At 35.3% G+C, this 24,479-nt stretch carries 21 protein-coding genes and 3 tRNA genes; 23 read left to right on the forward strand and 1 reads right to left on the reverse strand.

All coding sequences use genetic code 11. From position 1 onward, the window contains the following. Positions 1–179: 179 nt before the first annotated feature. The 3 genes from ACQKP0_RS09470 to ACQKP0_RS09480 are packed head-to-tail and all read left to right on the forward strand — an operon-like array spanning position 180 to position 2,563. The gene (locus tag ACQKP0_RS09470; protein ID WP_427405591.1) at positions 180–941 is read left to right on the forward strand and encodes a ParA family protein; all 762 of its coding nucleotides are present in this window, start codon (positions 180–182) and stop codon (positions 939–941) included. Next, on the forward strand, positions 934–1,788 hold the full coding sequence (locus ACQKP0_RS09475; RefSeq protein WP_427405592.1) for a ParB/RepB/Spo0J family partition protein: 855 nt from the start codon (positions 934–936) through the stop codon (positions 1,786–1,788). The genes ACQKP0_RS09470 and ACQKP0_RS09475 overlap by 8 nt, the downstream gene beginning before the upstream one ends. Before the next feature lie 58 nt (positions 1,789–1,846). After that, positions 1,847–2,563 (forward strand): DUF554 domain-containing protein, encoded by a 717-nt coding sequence (locus ACQKP0_RS09480; RefSeq protein WP_427405593.1) that lies wholly within the window; start codon positions 1,847–1,849, stop codon positions 2,561–2,563. A gap of 138 nt (positions 2,564–2,701) precedes the next feature. Here the strand turns inward: ACQKP0_RS09480 and yyaC are convergent, their stop codons facing one another. Continuing rightward, positions 2,702–3,325 carry a spore protease YyaC gene (gene yyaC / locus ACQKP0_RS09485; protein ID WP_427405594.1) on the reverse strand — a complete coding sequence of 208 codons (624 nt, stop codon included), beginning with the start codon at positions 3,323–3,325 and terminating at the stop codon, positions 2,702–2,704. Positions 3,326–3,497: 172 nt separating this feature from the next. On the opposite strand from yyaC, the gene ACQKP0_RS09490 reads away from it, so the two are divergent. From ACQKP0_RS09490 to ACQKP0_RS09585, 20 genes are all read left to right on the forward strand, one after another. Continuing rightward, positions 3,498–4,376: a mechanosensitive ion channel family protein gene (locus tag ACQKP0_RS09490; protein WP_427405595.1), complete on the forward strand. Its 879-nt coding sequence runs from the start codon at positions 3,498–3,500 to the stop codon at positions 4,374–4,376. Between the two features lie 18 nt (positions 4,377–4,394). Beyond that, on the forward strand, positions 4,395–4,592 hold the full coding sequence (locus ACQKP0_RS09495) for a DUF951 domain-containing protein (RefSeq protein WP_427405596.1): 198 nt from the start codon (positions 4,395–4,397) through the stop codon (positions 4,590–4,592). Positions 4,593–4,950: 358 nt separating this feature from the next. Then, positions 4,951–6,051, forward strand: coding sequence for a redox-regulated ATPase YchF (ychF, locus tag ACQKP0_RS09500; RefSeq protein WP_427405597.1), 1,101 nt, complete (start codon positions 4,951–4,953; stop codon positions 6,049–6,051). Between the two features lie 241 nt (positions 6,052–6,292). Beyond that, positions 6,293–6,580, forward strand: a complete 288-nt coding sequence (gene rpsF, locus ACQKP0_RS09505; protein WP_427405598.1) for a 30S ribosomal protein S6 — start codon at positions 6,293–6,295, stop codon at positions 6,578–6,580. Positions 6,581–6,646: 66 nt separating this feature from the next. Next, positions 6,647–7,174: a single-stranded DNA-binding protein gene (gene ssb / locus ACQKP0_RS09510; protein ID WP_427405599.1), complete on the forward strand. Its 528-nt coding sequence runs from the start codon at positions 6,647–6,649 to the stop codon at positions 7,172–7,174. Between the two features lie 35 nt (positions 7,175–7,209). After that, the gene (rpsR, locus tag ACQKP0_RS09515; RefSeq protein ID WP_427405600.1) at positions 7,210–7,446 is read left to right on the forward strand and encodes a 30S ribosomal protein S18; all 237 of its coding nucleotides are present in this window, start codon (positions 7,210–7,212) and stop codon (positions 7,444–7,446) included. Positions 7,447–7,766: 320 nt separating this feature from the next. Beyond that, entirely contained in the window at positions 7,767–9,773 is a 2,007-nt protein-coding gene (locus tag ACQKP0_RS09520) for a methyl-accepting chemotaxis protein (RefSeq protein WP_427405601.1), read from the forward strand. Between the two features lie 290 nt (positions 9,774–10,063). Next, positions 10,064–11,008: a YybS family protein gene (locus tag ACQKP0_RS09525; RefSeq protein WP_427405602.1), complete on the forward strand. Its 945-nt coding sequence runs from the start codon at positions 10,064–10,066 to the stop codon at positions 11,006–11,008. Positions 11,009–11,086: 78 nt separating this feature from the next. Then, positions 11,087–13,057 carry a DHH family phosphoesterase gene (locus ACQKP0_RS09530; RefSeq protein WP_427405603.1) on the forward strand — a complete coding sequence of 657 codons (1,971 nt, stop codon included), beginning with the start codon at positions 11,087–11,089 and terminating at the stop codon, positions 13,055–13,057. Further along, positions 13,057–13,506 carry a 50S ribosomal protein L9 gene (gene rplI, locus ACQKP0_RS09535; RefSeq protein ID WP_427405604.1) on the forward strand — a complete coding sequence of 150 codons (450 nt, stop codon included), beginning with the start codon at positions 13,057–13,059 and terminating at the stop codon, positions 13,504–13,506. The genes ACQKP0_RS09530 and rplI overlap by 1 nt, the downstream gene beginning before the upstream one ends. Positions 13,507–13,854: 348 nt before the next feature. Then, positions 13,855–15,219, forward strand: a complete 1,365-nt coding sequence (gene dnaB, locus ACQKP0_RS09540; protein ID WP_427405605.1) for a replicative DNA helicase — start codon at positions 13,855–13,857, stop codon at positions 15,217–15,219. A 354-nt stretch (positions 15,220–15,573) separates the two neighbouring features. Continuing rightward, positions 15,574–16,860 carry an adenylosuccinate synthase gene (locus ACQKP0_RS09545; RefSeq protein WP_427405606.1) on the forward strand — a complete coding sequence of 429 codons (1,287 nt, stop codon included), beginning with the start codon at positions 15,574–15,576 and terminating at the stop codon, positions 16,858–16,860. 169 nt (positions 16,861–17,029) lie between these two features. Then, positions 17,030–17,102: transfer RNA gene (locus ACQKP0_RS09550), tRNA-Lys, on the forward strand. 27 nt (positions 17,103–17,129) lie between these two features. Next, positions 17,130–17,206: transfer RNA gene (locus ACQKP0_RS09555), tRNA-Asp, on the forward strand. 161 nt (positions 17,207–17,367) lie between these two features. Further along, positions 17,368–17,440, forward strand: a tRNA-Phe gene (locus tag ACQKP0_RS09560). Positions 17,441–17,744: 304 nt separating this feature from the next. Next, positions 17,745–19,211 carry a peptidoglycan DD-metalloendopeptidase family protein gene (locus ACQKP0_RS09565; protein WP_427405607.1) on the forward strand — a complete coding sequence of 489 codons (1,467 nt, stop codon included), beginning with the start codon at positions 17,745–17,747 and terminating at the stop codon, positions 19,209–19,211. Positions 19,212–19,815: 604 nt separating this feature from the next. Further along, positions 19,816–20,526, forward strand: coding sequence for a response regulator YycF (yycF, locus tag ACQKP0_RS09570; RefSeq protein WP_427405608.1), 711 nt, complete (start codon positions 19,816–19,818; stop codon positions 20,524–20,526). Positions 20,527–20,530: 4 nt separating this feature from the next. Continuing rightward, complete coding sequence (gene walK, locus ACQKP0_RS09575; protein ID WP_427405609.1) at positions 20,531–22,348, forward strand: cell wall metabolism sensor histidine kinase WalK; 1,818 nt, start codon at positions 20,531–20,533, stop codon at positions 22,346–22,348. Beyond that, entirely contained in the window at positions 22,345–23,688 is a 1,344-nt protein-coding gene (locus tag ACQKP0_RS09580) for a YycH family regulatory protein (RefSeq protein WP_427405610.1), read from the forward strand. Before walK ends, ACQKP0_RS09580 begins: the two co-directional genes overlap by 4 nt. Then, complete coding sequence (locus ACQKP0_RS09585; protein ID WP_427405611.1) at positions 23,675–24,475, forward strand: two-component system regulatory protein YycI; 801 nt, start codon at positions 23,675–23,677, stop codon at positions 24,473–24,475. Before ACQKP0_RS09580 ends, ACQKP0_RS09585 begins: the two co-directional genes overlap by 14 nt. Positions 24,476–24,479: the final 4 nt, after the last annotated feature.

The following is a 24,479-nucleotide window of genomic DNA, read 5'->3' on the forward strand; positions in this document are numbered from 1 at the left end:
GATAATAATACATGTTCAAAAAGGAGGACAAAAAGAGCCGAGAAGTTCGAGGAAGTGAAGTCTGCGAGCACCGTAGCAGCAAGCTGACGAAGAAATTCGACAGCTATTTTTCCCGGACTTTTTGAACAACCTCTAATATGATTGCCAATTTTATAGGAAATTGAAGGTAGGTGACACGCTTGGGCAAAATTATTTCAATTGCCAACCAAAAAGGTGGAGTAGGGAAAACGACTACCTCTGTTAACTTGGGTGCCTGCTTAGCATACATAGGGAAAAAAGTGTTACTTGTTGATATAGATCCGCAAGGAAATGCAACGAGTGGAGCGGGTATTGATAAAGGTGAAGTCCAGCAGTGTATTTATGATGTTCTTGTAGATGATGTCGATATAAAAGACGTAGTTAAAGAAACCGATGTGGAAAGGTTATTTTCCGTACCTGCTACAATCCAGTTAGCGGGAGCAGAAATTGAGCTGGTTCCCACTATTTCTAGGGAAGTGCGGCTAAAGAGTGCCTTAGCGTCCGTTAAAGACGAATATGATTTTATCATCATAGATTGCCCACCGTCTTTAGGACTGTTAACGATTAATGCTTTAACTGCATCCGACACAGTGCTTATCCCCGTACAATGCGAGTATTATGCATTGGAAGGTTTAAGTCAGCTATTAAGTACAGTTCGATTAGTACAGAAGCATTTAAATCATGATTTAATGATTGAAGGAGTGCTCCTTACAATGTTAGATGCTCGTACAAATTTGGGTATCCAAGTGATCGAGGAAGTGAAAAAATACTTCCAAGATAAAGTCTATCGAACGATTATTCCGCGAAATGTGAGATTAAGTGAAGCACCAAGCCATGGTGAACCAATTATTATTTATGATTCTAAATCCCGTGGGGCAGAGGTCTACTTAGATTTAGCAAAGGAAGTGGCGGTAAATGGCTAAAGGACTTGGAAAGGGCATTAATGCATTATTTGCTAATGTGGATGTAAATAAAGATGATTCTGTTCAAGAGATTAAGCTGAGGGAGTTAAGACCTAATCCATACCAGCCAAGGAAAATATTTCAGCCAGAAGCAATTGAAGAACTAAAAGTTTCGATTCTTCAGCATGGAATATTACAGCCAATAATTGTACGAAAAAGCATTAAAGGTTACGAAATTGTCGTTGGAGAAAGACGTTATCGTGCGGCAAAAGAAGCAAAGCTTAGTTTTGTACCAGTTGTGGTTCGTGAGTTGACAGATCAGCAAATGATGGAGCTTGCCGTCCTTGAAAACTTGCAACGTGAAGATTTAACACCAATTGAGGAAGCATATGCTTATCAGATGTTGATGGAGAAATTAAAACTGACACAAGAAGAGCTTTCAAAGCGGCTTGGTAAAAGTCGACCGCATATTGCTAATCACTTAAGATTATTAGCACTTCCAAAAAAGATTCAAGATTATATTACAAATGGAAAGATTTCGATGGGACATGGGCGCGCCCTTTTAGGTCTTAAGAAGAAGGATAACTACTTAGCAGTTATTGAAAAGGTTATAAAAGAAGGGTTAAATGTTCGTCAGCTAGAAAAGCTGGTTCAACAATTAAACGAAAATGTTTCACGTGAAACGAAAAAACCTAAAGAGGAGAAAAATGTGTTTATACGTGAGACAGAAAATGTATTACGAGAGAAGTTTGGAACTACTGTATCCATTAAAAAATCTAAGAAAAAAGGCAAAATTGAAATAGAATTCTTTTCTGACGATGATTTAGAAAGAATCTTGGAATTACTCGATAACAATGATCATGAATAAAGTATAGACCATCTAATAAGATGGTTTATTTTTTAATTCAAGAGGCGATGGTGAAATCATGGTACTACTAGGGACTATTGTGAATGGGGTATGCATAATAATCGGATCACTGCTTGGAAAATTACTAAATAGAATTCCTGAAAAAATGAAAGGAACGGTTATGTATTCAATTGGCCTAGCTGTCATTGTATTAGGTTTGCAAATGGGATTGAAGAGTGAAAATTTTTTAATTGTTATTTTAAGCTTAGTATTTGGGGCAGTAATTGGTGAGCTGATCGCCTTAGAAGATAAATTAAATCTATTAGGTAATTGGCTTGAAAAGAGGTTTGGGTCAAATGGTCAAGGTAATATTTCTGAAGGCTTTGTTACTGCAACATTAATATTTGTTATTGGTGCTATGGCAGTTATAGGAGCTCTTGATAGTGGAATACGGGGAGATCACAATGTTTTATTTACAAAAGCAATTATCGATGGTTTTACTGCAATCATATTAACAACTACCCTAGGTATAGGGGTTGTTTTTTCAGCGGTCCCTGTAATTATTTATCAAGGGATAATAGCTATCTTTGCTACACAGATTGATCGAATCGTACCTACTGAACTAATGGATTCTTTTATCGTTGAGATGACATCAACAGGTGGAATCATGATTGTTGCTATAGGATTGAATATTGCTGGAATAACACGGATTCGAGTGGCAAATCTATTGCCTGGCATCTTGGTTGTGGCAATAATTGTTACTATTATTTATTTTTATAAAGTAATTACTGTATAAATGAGTTTGCCTCTTCATTACTTTTTAAATATCAGAATATTTTTATAATATAGATTAAAATTGAAAATAGATAAATAAAGAAATCGGCTAATTAGCCGATTTTTACTCTTACCTTATGAATCATTTACAGCGGTATTTTTATATTGTTTTTTCTTCATTTTTATCCCAATTCAATTCATCTGAAGAAAGGTAATGCTGATAGGAGCGGCTTGCCCGATAAATACCTCCTGCAATTGTTTTCGCCATTTTCACTACTAAATTTAATCTTGTATTTTGTAGAACAAAGAATTCCATAAATCCACTGACATTGACGATTCCAGTAATATGCATATCACCAACGCTTGGTAAATCTTTTTTTACTCCGGCACCTGGTTTAACAGGCCCATCCATTATTTGAATGTTTCCGACACTTTTAAGTTTACCGAGGCAAGCATCAATAGCTATTACAAAAGGATTCCCATGTATTTCATAAATCATGTTTAATTTTTCCTCTAAGTTTACTGCATGTATGGGATCATCTAATGTTCCGTAAATAGTAAAAGTATTAGGTCCTTTTTCTTGTAAAAATGTTCCGGTGAGTGGTCCTAATGAATCCCCTGTTGATCGATCAGTCCCAATACAAACAATAACGATGGGTCGGTTTTTCTTTAGTGGAAGCATAGTTAATACCTGAGATGAAATGATATCCTTTGCCATCAGTTCATCATAGGGTATTTTTCTTTCATCGATTTTTTGTTCGAAAAATCTTTTCCCTAGATTCATTGGTTCCACTCCTCATCAATGGTATTAACAGTATACGGATAAAATCTTTTTTCTATACATTTAGAAAGCGTATTTGGGGAAAATAAAAAATTAAATCATTATAATTAGGTGAAAGAGCAAAAAAATATGCTATTTTTAAGGATGGATATTTTTGCAGAGGCTGGTGATGGTATTGAGTAAATTGGAAAAAACAATTGAAAACTCAACCGGTGAATTGTTACATGAAGAAATATGGATAAATATTGGCGAGACGATACTAAAAGTTTTTATTATTTTAGTTGCAGCTTCGATTATGATTAGAATTGGGAAAGCGGCTATTCGAAATATTTTTAAGGTAAGGGCAAATTCACCATTAAGAATATCTGAGCGAAGAGAAACAACACTTTCGAAGCTTTTACAAAATATAATCACGTACTTAATTTATTTCATCGCCTTCATAACCATCCTTTCTTCATTAAATATAGATGTTAAGGGATTGCTTGCGGGCGCAGGGATTGTTGGATTAGCAGTAGGGTTTGGTGCTCAAAGCCTTGTTCGTGACATTATTTCAGGATTTTTTATTATTTTCGAAGATCAATTTTCGGTTGGAGACTATGTGGGAGTTGGAAAGTTCGTTGGTACAGTAGAGGAAATTGGCTTACGAATAACGAAAATTAAAAGCTGGACAGGAGAAGTTCATATTCTTCCAAATGGAAGTATTAAGGAAGTAACGAATTATTCTATTTATAATAGTCTGGCTGTTATAGATATTCATATTCCATATGAAGAGAATATTAAGAAAGCTGAGGAAGTAATTGAAGATTTATTAGAAGGACTTCAAGAGAAGTATGAAGAAATGGTTAATAAACCAGAATTACTAGGTGTACAAATGTTAGGAACATCAGATGTACAGTTAAGGGTTGTTGCGGAAACGTATCCAATGAAGCATTGGTATGTTGCAAGAATTATTAGAAAAGAAATTAAGGAGGCCTTGGATCATCATGGTATTCAAGCACCATTTCCAAAGCTTGTGATGTATTCACATAATGATGAAAGTATGAAAGATAACTAATATTGGAGGGAGTAACTCATGGAACAAAAAGAATTTGGATTAAATGATATAGTAGAAATGAAAAAACAGCATCCCTGCGGAACAAATAGATGGAAGATCATTAGAATGGGGATGGATGTTCGGATTAAATGTGAGGGCTGCGGCCATAGTGTGATGATTCCAAGGCGGGAATTCGCTAGAAAAATGAAGAAAGTATTAGTGAAGCATGAAGAGTGAGTTTCATGCTTTTATTTTTAAAAGGTAAGAAAGCATAAAATTTACTAAGGATATTAGGCATGAAAAGTGTCTGCTGTGTCTAGCGCAAGCAGCCGTCGGCTAGCGGATTTCTCCGTCTCCTCCCTATGATAAGTCAACATCGGCTCCTGAACTACCTCGCCGTGTTTCCTTTATATCAGTCGAAGACTACGAAATCCGTACGCTAAAGCTGCGGCGCTTCTGCTTTTCTAATTGCTTTATAGGGAAGAACAAGGCGCTTGCGCATTTGTTCTTTAATTCATATAATTGTACAAGATATGTTTACGAAGATAGATGAATGAGGAAAATAAAATAGATATTATTAGAGGAGTGACCGAATATGGCGCTTACAGCCGGTATTGTAGGGTTACCGAATGTCGGGAAATCTACACTATTTAATGCAATTACGAAAGCTGGAGCGGAATCTGCGAATTATCCATTCTGTACGATCGATCCTAACGTGGGAATCGTAGAAGTTCCAGATGACCGTTTAAATAAATTAACAGAACTTGTTCAACCGAAAAAGACAGTTCCTACCGCTTTTGAATTTACAGATATTGCCGGAATTGTTAAAGGTGCAAGTAAAGGTGAAGGTCTTGGTAATAAGTTTCTTTCACATATCCGCCAAGTAGATGCGATTTGTCATGTCGTACGTTGTTTTGCTGATGGAAATATTACGCATGTATCAGGAAAAGTAGATCCTATTGATGATATTGAAACAATCAATCTTGAATTAATCCTTGCAGACTTAGAAACAGTTGATAAACGAATTAGCCGAGTAGAAAAAATGGCAAAGCAAAAAGATAAAGAAGCAATGGCTGAATATGAAGTTTTAGCGAAATTAAAAGAGGCATTAGAATCAGACAAGCCTGCACGATCAGTAGAATTTTCTGAGGAAAAAGCAAAGCTTGTAAAAGGTCTTCACCTCTTAACAAGTAAGCCGATCCTATATGTAGCTAATGTTGGGGAAGAAGAAATTGCAGACCCATCTAATAATGAATACGTTCAAAAAGTACGTGATTACGCGAAAAATGAAGGTGCCGAAGTTATTGTTATTTGTGCAAAAATCGAAGAAGAGATTGCTGAATTAGAGGATGATGAAAAAGCAATGTTTCTTTCAGAGCTTGGAATTGAAGAGTCCGGCTTAGATCAATTAATTAAGGCAGCGTATAGCTTACTTGGACTTGCCACTTACTTTACAGCAGGTGTACAAGAAGTACGTGCTTGGACATTTAGAAAAGGTATGAAGGCCCCGCAATGCGCAGGTATTATTCATACAGATTTTGAAAAAGGCTTTATTCGTGCAGAAACAGTATCATTCGAGGATTTAATGGCTGGAGGCTCTATGGCTGCTGCAAAAGAGGCTGGGAAGGTTCGCCTTGAAGGTAAGGAATACCTTGTTCAAGATGGCGATGTCATGCATTTTAGATTTAATGTGTAATAGAGGAAGGTAGTGCATTGCACTGCCTTTTTGTTATAAAATATTCAACTCATTTACAAGAACGTACGTTTGTGTTAATATAAAATAAAATATTTATATTGAGTAATGATCAATTAACTTACTTTCATTGCATATAGGCTTTGTATATGCTATAATTACTTATTGTGAGTAATGAACGTATATACATTGCTCCTTGCCCTTTTAGTAAAGGGCCGTATAGTCCATAAGGAGGTGACAGAAGATGAAAAAGTACGAAGTTATGTACATTATCCGACCAAACATTGAGGATGAAGCTAAAAAAGCTGTAGTTGAACGTTTCGATAACGTTTTAGCAACTCAAGGTGCGGAAATCATCGAATCTAAAGACTGGGGTAAGCGTCGTCTTGCGTATGAAATCGAAGACTTCCGTGATGGTTTCTACCGTCTAGTAAAGGTAAATGCTAGCCCAGAAGCGGTTCAAGAATTTGACCGTCTTGCTAAGATCAGTGGCGATATTATCCGTCACATCGTTATTAAAGAAGAAGAGTAATTCATATAAATAGCCACTATGTTTCACGTGAAACATAGTTTTTAAAAAGGGAAGGGGTTGATTCTGATGATGAACCGAGTAATATTAGTAGGTCGCTTAACAAAAGACCCTGAGTTACGATATACTCCGAGTGGAGTTGCTGTTGCTACATTTACACTTGCTGTTAATCGTACGTATACGAATCAACAAGGTGAAAGGGAAGCAGATTTTATTAATTGTGTTATATGGCGTAAACCTGCGGAAAACGTCGCTAACTTTTTGAAAAAGGGAAGTCTAGCTGGGGTTGACGGACGTTTACAAACACGTAATTATGAAGGACAAGATGGAAAACGAGTATATGTCACAGAAGTTGTGGCTGAAAGCGTCCAATTCTTAGAGCCAAGAAACTCAAACCCTAATCGTGGTGGTAACAACGAATTTTACGGCGGTGGTCCAAGTAATCCGAATACACCATTTAACCAAAACCAAAATCAAAATACACCATTCAGTCAAAATCAGAATCAACGAAACCAAGGATATACACGAGTAGATGAAGATCCATTTTCTAATGATGGGCAACCTATTGACATTTCAGATGATGATCTTCCATTCTAAAACGATATTTAATTAAAGAAATGGAGGGAAATAACATGGCAGCTGGACGCAGAGGCGGACGTAAACGTCGTAAAGTGTGTTTCTTCACATCAAACGGAATTACACACATCGACTATAAAGATGTAGATTTATTGAAAAAATTCATCTCTGAACGTGGAAAAATTCTTCCACGTCGTGTGACTGGAACAAGCGCTAAATACCAACGTAAATTAACGATTGCTATTAAACGCGCTCGTACTATGGCATTACTACCATATGTTTCAGGTGAATAATAAGTAAAAAAAGCAATTGATCTTAACAGATCAATTGCTTTTTTTTTCGGAAAGTTTTTATTTAAATGATCGTATTATAAATTTGGGGACTTTTATATTTTAAGAACATGTTTATACAAATACCTGATAGGCAATTTGGGAAGCCGATTTCTATAGTAGAATAACTAGCTAATCGTGTCTCTCAGGTTTTTTATATTAGCAAATCCGTTTTTAAAAAATTAAAATATTTCACTACCATCTAAACATTATTATATCCTTGTCGAAAATAAAGATAGACCCTAATTTTCTAAGTCTATCTAAGGCAGGCAGGTGTGTATAACGTGTTTAAATCTATAAAATTCAAATTTACTATTGTTATATCCATATTATTAATCGTTTCTTTCGCTGTTATAATTACGCTAACTACGTGGCAAATAAGTAATAAAACTGAAAAAAGTGTTATATCTGAGACGGATAGAATAGTCGATGATTTGAATGATTCGATACAACTATATTTTAATCAGTATGAAAAAAGCATAGAACAAATTAGTACCTATGAAAAAGTCGGAGCGTATGGGCTCAATCAAATTTCTTCAACATCGAGTGTGAAGCATAATGATATTAAAGAAGTTTTAAACGGTTATTTAAATACATATATAGAAGTCGTAAATACTTACTTTGCAACAACTAATAAAAAAATAATTTCCGTTCCTACGGCTAATTTTTCAGATGATTATAATCCAACTACCCAAAATTGGTATAAAAATGCTATTACTAATACTGGTCGTGTAGTTTGGACAGAACCTTATAAAGACAAAATTACAAATGAATACATTATTACCGCCTCTAAAGCGGTAATAAATAAAGGAATGATTGTTGGTGTCATTGGTGTCGATATAAAATTCGAAAAAATAACCAATAAGGTTTCGAATATGAAAATTGGTTATAAAGGGATCCCTTTTATAGTGAATGATGATGGAAAATCAATAGTTTATAAGGATTCTCGAGGTGAAGATTTAACGAAGTATCCATATATAAAGCAAATAATTGATGAAAATAAAGAAAAAGGGATTATTAATTACCAAGAAAACGGAGATAGTAAAGTTATTGTTTATAGTACAAATCTAACAAATAGGTGGAAAATCGGGGCTATTTACAGCCGTAATGACCTGATGGGAATGGCAAAGGATATTCAAAGGACCTTGCTAATAATTGGTATTATCACGCTTATTATTTCTATAGTATTACTGACGTATATTTCTATATTGGTTACCAAGCCAATAAATGTTTTAAAAAAGGCAATGGGTCAATTATCAGAAGGTGATCTACGAGCATATGCTCAAGTGAAATCAAAAGATGAAATTGGGGATTTATCCAATAGTTTTAATACAATGGTAAGTAGAATAAAGCAAATGATAACCGGAGTCAATAACACAGTATCGGAAGTAAGGTTATCAGCTGAGACTCTAAGTGCTAGTGCGGAGGAGACTAATGCATCCAGTGAACAAATGGCGGCAGCAGTAAACGAAATTGCTGAAGGGGCATCTAAGTCCGCAGAGGAAGCTGAGACAGCTAACATGAATTCGATATCTTTAAGTTCACAAATTAATGATATTCATAAGAAATCAGAAGAAATGGCCGAAATAGCTGATCAAGCCAATGAAATGAACCGGATAGGCATTAGTAAAATGAGTAATTTAATGGCATCCTTCGAAACTACAGAGCAATATATTAACTCAATGTCCAATGTGGTTGTTGATTTGTCTGAAAAAGTAAAAGTAATTGAAACAATTATAAAAACAATTAATAACATTTCAACCCAAACCAATTTATTAGCATTAAATGCTAGTATAGAAGCTGCACGTGCTGGAGAGCATGGGAAGGGGTTTGCAGTAGTTGCTGAAGAAGTTCGAAAGCTTGCAGAGCAATCGGTAGGAGCCACTAATCAGATAAAGGAAACTATTTTAGATATGCAAGCGGGCTCGTATCGTGTGGCTGAAGAAATGGATAAAACAAAGGATACATTCCAACAGCAATCTATTGTAGTTCATGAAACAGATCGAACATTTAAAGATATATCTAAGCTTGTTCTTGAAATGCAAAAATCAATTGCATCAGTATATACAGGTATTCAGGATGTTTCCAATTATAAAGAAGATGTAATTGCCATCATTCAAAATATGGCTTCGATGTCTGAACAAACAGCGGCAGCCTGTGAAGAAGTTGGCGCATCTACTGATGAACAGTTACGAGCTATCCAATCTGTTGCAGAATTAGCAGAGAATCTCACTGAGCAAAGTCATTCTTTAGAAAGCGCAATAAACCACTTTAAAATAAATAAAGTCTAAGTAAAATTAATTTAACAGTGTCTTCTCGAAGCAGAGGCACTGTTTTTATTTCCAGCAGTATGTTACTGTATTCTATTGTCCTCCGCCTGCTAGTGGCTTATCCTCCATTAAGTGAGGTATTCCTTATTTCGAATTTTTGATGCTGTATGGTAGTATTAAGCTAATAGAAGGCCGTTTCGATTGTTAAAATCATAATCGATATTTACTTTGTAAAATTTTTGCCGATTTTTACTAGATTTAAAAAACAACAAAGTTTGCGAAAAGGGCCTAGATATATAAGAGGTGATAGAATGAAAAATACAAGAATGCTAACAGAAGGGGCTTTGATGCTCGCAGTCTTCACGATTTTACTTTTAATTTTTAACTATATACCATTTTTATCTTTAATATCAGCAGTTTTCCTCCTCCTTCCATTTATACTATATAGTGCTAAATATCCATTGAAGTTTTCATTTATATTATTAATTGGAAGCATTGTTATATCTGCATTAGTAGGGACATTATTAATAGTTCCTGTTGCAATCATGTATGGTACTACCGGAATTGTAATAGGATATTGTATTCAAAATAAAAAGACGAAGTCTACCATGTACATCGCTGCCAGTATTTTAATTTTGCTCAATGCAATAGGACAGTATATCATCTCTATCGCCTTTTTTAAGATAAATGTGGTAAAAGAGTCTATTGAAATGGCACGAAAATCGTTCGAACAATCTGCAAAGATAATAAGTGCAATTGATCAAGGATATTCTAATCAATTAATGGACCAGTTTAATTTAGTATTTAATTCAATAACTAGTTTGCTGCCAAGTTTGCTGGTTGTAACGTCCTTTCTTGTTGCATGGATACTAATCTCAATAAACTTACCCATTGTTAAGCGTTTCAAAATTGAAGTACCAAAATGGAATTCCTTTCGGGATTTACAATTACCGAAAAGCGTATTATGGTATTATTTAATAACAATGATTTTAACTTTTTTTATGAGACCTGAACAAGGTAGTTTTGCCTACATGGCTTTGGTCAATTTAAATTTTATCTTACAATTATTAATGCTGCTTCAAGGACTTTCTTTTCTTTTCTTTTATAGCTATGAAAAAAAATGGTCAAAAGCAATTCCAGTCTTGATTACGATTTTTTCCTTTTTACTCTTCCCTCTTCAATATATAATAAGAATATTAGGTATTATGGATTTAGGATTTAATTTAAGACAGCATATTAATCGGAAAACCTCATAAAATAGGTTAACATTATTTCATTGTCTGCTGGTTAAGAATATAACCCAGGAAGTTTTATTTTAATAGGAGCGAAAAAATATGCCTTCATATTTTAATAACCGGATGGTACGTTACCCACTATACGGATTATTAGCGGTATCTTTAGCACTTTTGGCAATCATTGCTTTTTATCATTGGTGGATAACTGTTATTGGTCTTCTACTAATTGGTGCATTGTTTTATTTAGCTTTTTTTCTAGAACAAAAGTCAAATGAAGCAATGGAAGAGTATATTTCCACGTTATCGTATCGTATAAAAAGGGTTGGCGAAGAAGCTTTAATGGAAATGCCTATCGGGATTATGCTGATTAATGATGATTATTTTATCGAATGGACAAATCAGTTTATGGCTTCATGTTTTAATGAGGAAACTCTTGTTGGACGATCCCTTTATGACGTAGCAGACACGATTGTTCCGTTAATTAAGCAAGAAATTGCTACGGAAACGGTTACCTTAAATGAAAGAAAATATCGGGTCACATTGAAACTGAAGGAGCGCTTACTTTACTTTTTTGACATTACCGAGCAATCCGAAATTGAAAAGCTCTACAAAGAAGAAAGATCAGTAATTGCTATTATATTTTTAGATAATTATGATGAAGTCACTCAAGGAATGGATGATCAGACAAGAAGTAGTCTTAATAGTTTAGTGACATCCATTTTAAACAAATGGGCTAGAGATTACGGGGTCTTTTTAAAAAGAGTTTCATCTGAACGATTTATTGGCGTTTTTAACGAAAAAATTCTTCATGATTTAGAAAATAACAAGTTTTCCATTTTAGATGACGTCCGTGAAACGACATCTAAGCAAAACGTCCCATTAACCTTGAGTATTGGAATCGGAGCGGGTGTACCATCTCTTCCTGATCTAGGGGTATTGGCCCAATCCAGCCTAGATATTGCCCTTGGTAGAGGCGGAGACCAGGTGGCTATGAAACAAATTAATGGTAAGGTTAAGTTCTACGGTGGAAAAACAAATCCAATGGAAAAACGTACGAGGGTTCGAGCTCGGGTTATCTCACATGCCTTAAAAGAGTTGATGATTGAAAGCGATAAAGTTTTCGTTATGGGACATAGATTTCCTGATATGGATGCAGTAGGTGCTGCTATTGGTATTAGAAAAGTGGCTGAAATGAACCATAAAGAAGGGTATATCGTTATTAATTTTTCAGAGATTGATACAGGAGTGAAGAGATTAATCGATGAAGTGAAGCATACACCAGAACTGTATTCACGTTTCATAACACCGGAAGCCGCATTAGAAATGGCAACAGAGGATTCATTATTAGTAATTGTGGATACACATAAACCATCTTTTGTAATTGAGGAAAAATTGATAAAGAAAATCGAAAACGTTGTTGTTATTGATCATCATCGTCGTGGAGAAGACTTTATTAAAAATCCTCTGCTAGTTTATATGGAACCTTATGCTTCTTCTACAGCTGAACTTGTAACTGAGTTGTTAGAGTACCAGCCGAAAAATGAAAAAATCAATATGCTTGAAGCAACAGCTTTATTAGCAGGGATAATCGTTGATACAAAAAGCTTTACATTACGAACGGGCTCTCGTACCTTTGATGCTGCTTCATATTTGCGTGCACAAGGGGCAGATACCGTTTTAGTTCAGCAATTCTTAAAAGAGGATTTAGATACTTATATAAAACGATCAAAGTTAATTGAAAGTGTGAAATTCCACCATGATGGTATTGCTATTAGTAAAGGTACCGATGTTATTGTCTATTCGCCTGTGTTAATTGCTCAAGCTGCAGATACTCTACTTACAATGGATGGAGTGCAGGCCTCTTTTGTCATCTCTAAACGATCTGAAGAAGAAATAGGTATTAGTGCACGTTCATTAGGTAAAATCAATGTTCAGGTGATTATGGAAAACTTAGGTGGGGGCGGTCATTTATCAAACGCTGCTACACAATTAAAGGATACTACGATTGCAGAAGCAGAAATGCAATTATTAAATGCAATTAATGATTATTTGGAAGGGAGTCAGAAATAATGAAAGTCATTTTTTTAAAGGATGTTAAAGGAAAAGGGAAAAAAGGTGAAACAAAAAATGTTGCAGACGGATATGCACATAACTTCCTACTGAAACAAGGATTAGCTGTAGAAGCAACATCAGGAAACTTAAAGAACTTAGATGCACAAAAGAAAAAAGAACAACAATTAGCGGCCCAAGAGCTTGATGAAGCGAAAGTGTTAAAAGATAAAATTGACAAAATTATAATTGAATTAAAGGCAAAATCAGGGACTGGCGGCCGTTTATTTGGCTCTATTACAAGTAAACAAATTTCCGAGGAATTAAAAAAGACACATAATCTAAAAATTGATAAGCGCAAAATCGAAATGGATGATGCCATTCGTACTTTAGGTGTTACAAAGGTTCCTGTTAAACTACATTCAGAAGTGACAGCAACACTTAATGTACATGTAAAAGAAGAAAGTTAAATTTCCCAGCTTCATAGGACAACACTACATGGTAAAATAGAAGGAGAGGCTAATTAGATGGTTCATCTTATTAGCTCCTCATAAATTACACTTAAGCTAATCTATTATTTAATGTGATCTTCTCTGTTTGATCACATTTTTTCTATGGATTTACTTTTTCATATATAGCTCCAGTGCATATCATCTAGCGGATTTCTCCGTCTTCTCCCTACGATAAGCGGGCATTGACTCGTCCCTCGCCGTGTCTCCTTTATCTCAGTCGAAGACTACGAAATCAGTACGCTAGAGCTGCGGCGCTTGCGCTTTTCTAATAAACAAACCCATAAATGGAATGGGAGGTTCTAATAAATGAGTGATTTATTTGCAGATCGAATGCCTCCTCAAAATATTGAGGCAGAGCAAGCTGTTATAGGAGCAATTTTTTTGGAGCCAGCTTCTTTGATATTGGCATCGGAAGCATTAATTCCAGAGGACTTCTATCGTAGTGCTCATCAAAAGATTTTTAATGTGTTTTTAAAGCTGAATGATGAAGGGAAAGCGGTAGATTTAGTTACTGTTGCGGAAGAGCTTGCAGCATCAAAGCAATTAGAGGATGTTGGTGGAGTATCTTATTTAAGCGAAGTGGCAGGTTCTGTTCCGACAGCAGCAAATATAGAATATTATGCCAGAATAGTAGAGGAAAAATCATTACTTCGAAGACTCATTCGAACGGCTACAACTATTGCACAAGATGGGTACGCACGTGAAGATGAAGTAGATGCTTTATTAAATGAAGCAGAGAAAGGCATTTTAGAGGTTGCTCAGCGGAAAAATGCGGGTGCCTTTCATAACATTAAAGATGTGCTTGTACGAACATACGATAATATTGAATTGCTGCATAATCGTGTAGGGGATATCACAGGTATTCCTACCGGTTTTACTGAGCTTGACCGGATGACTGCAGGTTTTCAGCGGAATGATCTTATTATTGTAGCGGCACGTCCATCAGTTGGTAAAACAGCATTTGCACTGAATATTGCTCAAAATGTAGGTACAAAAGCAGGAGAAAATGTTGCTATTTTTAGCCTTGAGATGGGTGCGGAACAACTTGTTATGCGTATGCTTTGTGCAGAAGGAAATATTAATGCACAAAACTTACGGACAGGCTCGTTAACGGATGAGGATTGGAGAAAATTGACGATGGCAATGGGGAGCCTCTCCAATTCTGGAATATATATTGATGATACACCAGGGGTTCGAATTAGTGATATTCGTTCCAAATGCCGTAGGTTGAAGCAAGAACATGGTCTTGGGATGATTTTAATAGATTACTTGCAGCTTATACAAGGTAATGGACGTTCGGGTGAAAACCGCCAACAGGAGGTCTCTGAAATATCACGTTCATTAAAGGCACTTGCACGTGAATTAGAGGTTCCGGTTATTGCGTTATCACAGCTGTCCCGTGGAGTGGAACAGCGTCAAGATAAGCGGCCGATGATGTCAGACATTCGTGAATCAGGAAGTATTGAGCAGGATGCTGATATCGTTGCATTCTTATACCGTGATGATTATTACGATAAGGAAAGTGAAAATAAAAATATAATCGAAATTATCATTGCAAAGCAACGTAATGGTCCAGTTGGAACCGTATCATTGGCTTTCGTAAAAGAATATAACAAATTTGTTAATTTAGAACGGCGTTTTGATGATTCACAAGTCCCAGCTGGGGCATAGAAAAGCGGAAGCGCCTTGATCAGCCCCGACAAGCAAATATTCTCAGGCGGGGAAAGTCGGATTTTGGACTTTCCTTGACTGAGAACATTTGACCTCGAGGGGCTAGGCGCTGCAGCTGGACAAATAGAAAAGCGGAAGCGCCTTGATCAGCCCAGACAAGTAAATTAAAGAGAGAATTGGTATTTATTTTGGCCAGTTCTCTTTTTTAATATTTTAAAAGTCTATCAATTACGAATAAAATATACTATTAAACTATTAAACGTTCGTGTTTCGGTTGACTTTTTCGTTTGGATTGTTAAAATAAGAAAGGTAAAAGGTATAGATCGTAAAATCATATATCGGAGGTGCCTTATTATGTCATCAGTTGTTGTAGTTGGAACTCAATGGGGCGATGAAGGAAAAGGGAAAATTACAGATTTCCTATCTGAAAATGCAGAAGTTATTGCGCGTTATCAAGGTGGAAATAATGCAGGGCATACAATTCGTTTTAACGGTGAAACATATAAATTACATTTGATTCCATCAGGGATTTTTTACAAAGATAAAATTAGCGTCATTGGAAATGGAATGGTAGTTGATCCGAAGGCTCTTGTACAAGAATTGGCAGGTTTACATGAAAGAGGAGTTTCAACTAGCAATTTGCGCATTAGCAATCGTGCACATGTTATCCTTCCTTATCATCTAAAAATTGATGAGGTTGATGAAGAAAGAAAAGGCGCGAATAAAATTGGAACGACGAAAAAAGGTATTGGACCAGCTTATATGGATAAGGCTGCTAGAATCGGGATCCGAATGGCTGATTTATTGGACAGAGAAGTATTTGAAGAAAAATTATCTCGAAATTTAAAAGAAAAAAATCGTCTGTTAGAACGTTTTTATGAAACAGATGGATTTAAATTAGAGGATATTTTAGATGAATATTATGAATATGGACAGCAAATTAAGCAACATGTATGTGATACCTCTGTTGTTTTAAATGACGCATTAGATGAAGGTCGTCGCGTTCTATTTGAGGGTGCACAGGGAGTAATGCTTGATATTGACCAAGGTACTTACCCGTTTGTTACTTCTTCTAATCCAATTGCTGGCGGAGTAACAATTGGCTCTGGTGTGGGTCCAACTAAAATTAATCATGTAGTGGGTGTCGCAAAGGCATATACTTCTCGTGTAGGTGATGGCCCTTTCCCAACTGAATTACATGATGAAATTGGACATCAAATTCGTGAAGTAGGACGGGAATATGGTACAACGACTGGTCGCCCAAGACGTGTGGGCTGGTTTGATAGCGTGGTTGTTAGACATGCCCGTCGTGTAAGTGGGATTACGGATCTTTCTCTAAATTCCATAGATGTATTAACTGGTATCGATACGGTAAAAATTTGTGTAGCATATCGTTACAAAGATGAAGTAATTAAAGAATTTCCTGCAAATCTAAATATATTGTCTGAGTGTGAACCAATTTACGAAGAGCTACCTGGTTGGACTGAAGATATAACTAGCTGTAAAACATTAGATGAACTCCCAGCTAATGCTCGTCATTATTTAGAACGAGTTTCACAACTAACAGGGATTCCTTTATCAATCTTTTCTGTTGGTCCAGACCGTTCACAAACAAATGTTATTTATAGCGTTTGGAGATAAATATGAACTGCTGATTACAATATGTAATCAGCAGTTTTTTTATGAATAAAAATTTTTTTAGCGAAAATTGCCGAAAGTTGTTGCATAAATAAATAATGTTATGGTAATATAAAATACGTTGTTACGAAATAATAAAAACTATTTTCTTACTATATTTTCTATCAAATACGAGCCATTAGCTCAGTCGGTAGAGCATCTGACTTTTAATCAGAGGGTCGAAGGTTCGAGTCCTTCATGGCTCATCGTTAAAAATATTATCACATAATAATGGTCCGGTAGTTCAGCTGGTTAGAATGCCTGCCTGTCACGCAGGAGGTCGCGGGTTCGAGTCCCGTCCGGACCGCCATTATTTATTACATACGGCTCGGTAGCTCAGTCGGTAGAGCACGACCGAATAAGCTGCGAAGCTAAACATCAGCGTACCAATCGAGCCACATCTTGAATAATCTTTCTGAGATTGGGACGATGGCGAACTACAATTAAATAAAGGGAATAAATATTAATTACGGCTCGGTAGCTCAGTCGGTAGAGCAATGGACTGAAAATCCATGTGTCGGCGGTTCGATTCCGTCCCGAGCCATTGTCAAAAAGCATTGCGATGACAAAGCCTCTCGCAATGCTTTTTTATATTCCATAGTCTCTAATCTCTCCGTAATATTTCCGTAATAAAACTAAAAAATACAAAAGACTTTATGCACTCTCTGTTATACTTTTTTCCCTGACAATATTCGTCATTTATCAATTAAAATAATGGTATTTGGTTACATATGTAACTTTTTATACAATTATGTTACATTATGAAAAATTCCGTCAATTTAGGCCTGCTTTATGATACTGTAGTAGGGTGAAAAAAGTCATGATACATACATTTGGGAGGATAACGAATGAATTGGAAAAAATTATTCCAGTCTTCATCCGAAGTGCAAAAGTTAAAAACTCGATCTCAATCTACTAGTCTATTCAAAAAAGCGGTTATATCAGCTATGGTTATTTCATCCCTTTCCTTCACAGTTATTTCTTCATCTGCAGATTCACCTTTAAAAACCGTTTTCCATGTTTATTTGAATAATGAGTTTATTGGAACCGTTTCGGATAAAAAAGTGATAGAAGACTTAGTGAATACAAAAGTAAGTGACATGAAAGAAAAGTATAAGGATTACAACATAGAATTAGCAAACAATATTACATATATACCCGAGCAAGTATTCCGTCCACTAGTGGAGGACGAGGAAACAACTAAAAAAGTAGAGTCTTTGATAACCATTGAAGCTGAAGCGACTAGTATTGAAATCAATGATCAACCATTACTATATGTAAAAAATTTGACTGATGCTAATAAAGTGATAGAAAAGATTAAGTTAAATTATGTTTCTAAAAAAGAATTAGCTAAACTAGACAATCGGAAAAGTTCAATGGAAACATTACCACCATTAAAGAAAAATCAAACTCGTCTTTTAGACGTTAAAATAAATGAAAAGGTTTCACTTCAAAATACAGAAATTGATCCAAGTAACATTTTGACAGTAGACCAAGCTGCTAAATTTTTACTTAAAGGAACTCTGAATGAGAAAAAGTATCTTATAAAAGAAGGAGATGTACTAGGTTCGATTGCAACTAAACACAATTTAGATACAAAACAGCTAATGAAATTGAACCCTGGATTGAAAGAGGATACACTATTACAAATTGGAAAAGAGCTAAATATAATTGTTAATGAACCACTAATCCATGTAGTCGTCTTAAAGGAAACCTATAAACTAAAAACCCTTTCATACAAAAAAGAAGTAATTAAAGATAGTTCAATGTATAAAGGAGATACAAAAGTAAGACAAAAAGGTCAAAATGGTAAAAGTAGATTAACTTATCTAATCACAGAAAAAAATGGGCAACAAACGAAAAAAAATGTAAAAGCTGAAAAAGTAATCAGTAAACCTGTAAAATATATAGTAGTAGAAGGTACTAAAGTTACCCCTTCAAGAGGCACGGGTCATTTCACATGGCCTGCTGTAGGAGGTTATGTCTCTAGTCAAGTTGGTCATCGCTGGGGGAAAATGCATAAAGGAATTGACATCGCTAGACCTAGTAACAAATCAATTAAAGCTGCAGATAATGGAGTAGTCGTTTCTGCAGGATGGGATGGTGGCTACGGAAATAAAATAGTCATTGACCATAATAATGGTCTCCGAACCGTATATGCCCATTTAAGCTCGATTAATGTTTCCGCAGGGCAAACTGTTGCGAAAGGTGCAAATATCGGTGTAATGGGAGCAACAGGAGATGCTACAGGTGTTCACCTACACTTCGAAGTATATAAAAATGGCAGCTTGCAAAACCCGTTAAATTATTATTAAATTTCCCACCATTTTTAAAGGTTATTGGTGCCTCTAGCATAGTCTAGAGGCATTTTGGCATTTTGTTCTACAAAAGTAAATTTTGAATATGGTAAAGATGGAAAAAATCTGTTATACCTTTGCAGATGAATTCATGAGAAGAAAATGGTACATTAAAATAGAGGTATTATATGATTTTTGTAGTAATAAATACATTAACTAAGAAAAGCGCAAGCGCCTTGTTCATCGGCGTACGGATTTTGCAGTCTTCGACTGAGATAAAGGAAACACGGCGAGGGACGAGTCGATGTTGACTTATCGTAGGGAGAAGACGTAGAAATCCGCTAGCCGATAGGCGCTGAAGCTAGACACAGCAGACACTTTTCATGCCTAATATCCTTAGTAAATTTTATACTTTCTTACCCTTTAAAAAGACTGTTTTTGCAAACAGTTGTGGCTATTAAGTAAAGTGTTTAAAATGATAATTGAGTAGGTGATAGGACAGTTTTCTTAAAAATCGTTCTGTCTCCTAAAATGAAAAGGAATATACTACGGTTTATATAACAGCAAAGTTTAAGAAAAGGCTATGAATAATATATAAAAATTTTTTAAAGGGAGTTTTAATATGGAAAAAAAAATATTGGTCGTTGATGATGAAAAGCCAATTGCAGATATTCTTCAATTTAATCTTAAGAAGGAAGGATATACTGTATTCTGTGCGTATGACGGTGAAGAAGCAATTAGAATGGTAGAAGAAATTAACCCTGATTTACTTATACTTGATATCATGCTCCCTAAACGAGATGGGATAGAGGTATGCAGAGAGGTTCGAAAAAAATATGAAATGCCAATCGTTATGTTAACAGCGAAGGATTCTGAAATAGACAAGATTATCGGATTAGAGCTTGGTGCAGATGATTATGTTACAAAGCCTTTCAGTACTCGTGAATTAATTGCCCGAGTAAAGGCAAATTTACGCCGTCATCAGCATGTAGCAGCTTTAACGGAAGAAGAAGAAAAAAGCAGTGAAATCACAATAGGCTCTTTAATTATTCATCCAGATGCTTATATTGTCTCAAAACGTGGTGAAACGATTGAATTAACTCATCGGGAATTTGAACTACTTTATTATTTGGCACAGCATATTGGACAGGTTATGACTAGGGAGCACTTGCTTCAAACTGTTTGGGGATATGATTATTATGGTGATGTACGAACAGTAGATGTAACAGTAAGACGTTTAAGAGAGAAAGTAGAAGATAATCCGAGTCATCCTGCATGGATTGTAACACGAAGAGGAGTGGGCTACTACTTGCGAAACCCTGAACAGGAGTAATGAAATGAAGAAGGTTGGTTTTTTTCAGTCAATACATTTAAAGTTTGTTCTGATCTTCATACTTCTAATAGTAGTCTCGATGGAAATTATTGGAGTATACTTTGTGAATAAATTGGAAGAGAAATTACAAAAAAACTTTACGACTTCTATTGAAAGTCGTGTAACCAGTTTAGAGTATTCCATTCGCGAGGTATTGAGAAGTGAGGAAGCGAACGAAGATAGTATGGCAAAGATTCAAAAAGTATTAGATGATAATGCAGGCTCAGACATCGCAGAAATTCGATTAATTGATAGTAATATGGTGATATTAGGAACCTCGGATACAGGCAATCAAGGTATTGTTGGCCAGAAGATTACTGATCTTAATGTGAGAAGGGCAATTGTTTCTGGAAAGAAATGGGACAGGCGTTTTGTCGATGAAAAATCTGGGTCAAGAATATGGGTTTTAGTAAATCCTATTCGTTTAACTAGTAATGAGACCGGCTACATCTATATCGTTGGTAAAATTGAAACAGTATATAAACAAATTAATGAAATTAATAAAATATTAGCGACCGGTACAGCTATAGCCGTACTAATAACAGCAATTCTTGGCATCGTGCTCGCTCAAACGATCACTAGACCAATATCCGATATGCGAAGACAAGCATTGGCAATGGCAAAAGGGAATTTTTCCCGAAAAGTAAAGGTGTACGGAAATGACGAAATTGGGCAGCTAGCATATAGTTTTAATCATATGACGAAAAAACTTCAAGAAGCACAAGCAACAACAGAAGGTGAACGAAGAAAATTAGCATCAATCCTTGCCCATATGACAGACGGCGTCATAGCCACAGATCGAAAAGGTAGAGTCATATTAATTAATGAACCTGCTGCAGATATGCTGGATGTTTCACGTGAAACAGTCCTTTCGCAAGAGCTTGTTACTTTATTAAAAATTGAAGACCTACATCACTTTGAGGATTTACTAAATGAACAGGATTCTGTCATTTTAGATTATAGTACGAAAGAAGAACCTTATATTTTAAGGGCGAATTTTTCCGTTATACAAAGTGAAACAGGGTTTGTTAGTGGGTTAATTACCGTTTTACATGATATTACTGAACAAGAAAAAATTGAAATGGAACGAAGAGAATTCGTATCAAATGTTTCACATGAATTAAGAACACCGCTAACTACTATGAGAAGCTATTTAGAAGCTTTAGCAGAAGGAGCTTGGGAAGATAAAGAGATTGCACCAAGATTTCTAACAGTGACACAGAATGAAACGGAGCGAATGATTCGTTTGGTCAATGATTTGCTGAAGCTATCGAAAATGGATAGCAGAGATTATCAGTTAAATAAAGAATGGGTTAATATCATTGAATATTTCCATCATGTTATTGATCGTTTTGAAATGGCAAAAGATCAAAATGTCACTTTTAAACGTAAGCTTCCGAATACTGATGTATTTGTTGAGGTTGACTTAGATAAACTAACTCAAGTACTCGATAATATCATATCGAACGCTTTGAAATATTCACCAGAGGGCGGGAAAGTTACATTCCGAGCTCGAGAGCTTGAGGATATGATTGAACTTAGTGTTTCTGATCAAGGTATGGGGATTCCGAAGGATAAACTTAAAAAGATTTTTGAACGTTTTTATCGTGTTGATAAAGCACGTACGAGAAAAATGGGCGGTTCAGGTTTAGGACTTGCAATTGCTAAGGATATGGTAGAAGCACATGGTGGGAACATATGGGCTAGAAGTGAAGAGGGAAAAGGAACAACCATCTATTTAACGCTCCCATATGATCGTACCCAAGAGGATGATTGGGCATGAAGTATGAAACTTTAAAAACAGTTGTTTTAGTATTTCTTGTAGCAGTTAGTCTCTATTTGACATGGACATTATGGACATTCCAAGTAAAATACGAAACAATAGATAACACAGAGATTCCGGAAAAAAAACATGTAGAACAAAAGGACGTTAAAGACTTAATAAAGCCAATGAAAATCGTTCTTCATGAAAAAAATAGACATTATGGAACGATTCAAGAGCAAGAAATTGATCTTGTGATGAATGAAATTAGCAACTGGAAATTCTATGATATTGGAGAAGTCAAAACCTATAAGGATAATAATGAGATTGAGCATATAATAAATGGTTCAAAAAAATTAGATATTGAATTTCCAGATGAAATTCCTTTTGACACTTATAAAGGGATACTCCGAATGAATGATAGAAAAGGTTCGATTGAGGATTTTGATCGGATGGTTATTGATTTATCTAATCCATCACAGAAGGTTACCAATGTCTATTTTATCAATACTAAAAATAAAAATGAGATTAAAGTATTTAGTGGTTCTGCAAGCTACAGTGGATTACAAGCATTTGTAAATAAACTTCAAAATAGAATCAATTTAAATCAGCCAAATTTATATCAGCCTTACAGTGCATTTAAATTAAGCAATCGAAAAACCATTTTTTTGCCTACAAATGAACCGAAAATATCTAGATATAGTTATTATTGGGATAAAACTGATTCTGTAATCATTGAAAAATTCAAAACAGCATTATTTCCAGTTCCGAATTTGGTAGAAAAAAGCCAGGAGGGGAGTATTATTGAATATACCGATGGTACTAGCTTTATGAGAGCAAATACAGATCAAGGTACCATTTATTTTACTAATCCGGGAGAAGGCTCAGATGTCCAAATTCATGGAAAGGATTTAATTAAAAAAAGTAATGATTTTGTTAATTATTACGGAGGCTGGATTGACAATTTCCGTTACTTTAGTAAAAATTTGAAGAGGAATCAAGTGATTTTTCGTCTATACAAGGATGGCCTCCCTGTTTTTAACCCAAATCATCTTGCAGAAGTAATGCTAAACTGGGGGGAAACACAAATTTACGAATATGCAAGGCCATATATGGGTCAAGACACATTGCTATATATAAATTCTTCTGAGGTTAAGCTTTCTACTGCAGAGGTTGTAATAGATTCATTATTAAACGATTCGAAAATTGATAATGAAAAAATTGATAATGTATTAATTGGATATCAACTCAAATACGATCCTAAGGTCAAAATTCTTCTCTTTGAACCTACTTGGTATTATTTATCTGATGGTACTTGGAAGCCATTGGATATTAAGGAGGAGCAACGTGGATTGGAATAAGACGAAATCGATGTTTATTTTTGTATTTTTGATCCTTGATATCTTTTTATTAGTGCAATTTAGAAGCCAATATATGGATAGCAAAATAGAAACATTAAAGGGTACGTCGTTAGAGGACAAATTAGAAGATGCAAAAATTACCTATGACGGAAGTTTGCCTCCAGATGCCATCAAAAGTCAGTATGTTAGTGCAAAAACAAAAACATTTAGTGAAGAGGAAACGAAAGACAAAACCGATCAAGTAATAACGATTGGACCCAATAAAACAACACTTTTATCCACTTTTAAAAAGCCGATAAAGTTAAAATCGGAAACCGATCAAATTAAAATTCAGTTGGAAAGCATTCTTAAAGGAAATATTTTATTTGGGGACCAATATAAGTTTTGGAAATATGATAAGGAACAAAAGATCATTGTTTTTTACCAAACATTTGAGGATAAAATGTTTTTTAGAAATAAAAGTGGATGTGTTCTTTTACATGTAAATGATAAGAATGAAGTCGATTCCTATAAACAAACCCTATTAGAAAAGATTGAAAAAAGAGGCGGAGAAAAAGTAATAGCTGCTATCACTGCCATAGGGAATCTTTACGATAAACATATGCTTTTAGAAAACAGTAAAATAAAATCTGCTGAGCTCGGATATTATACATTGATTGAGCCAACAGAAACACAAATGCTTGTCCCGACGTGGCACTTTGTTGTTGATCATAATGGGGAAATTGATGATCTTTATGTTAATGCCATAGAAGGCCGTGTTATACCAAAAAATGAAACAATGGAGTGAAAAA

Origin of the sequence: Heyndrickxia sp. NPDC080065 (genome assembly GCF_050281185.1) — a bacterium.
Lineage (GTDB): Bacteria > Bacillota > Bacilli > Bacillales > Bacillaceae_C > Heyndrickxia.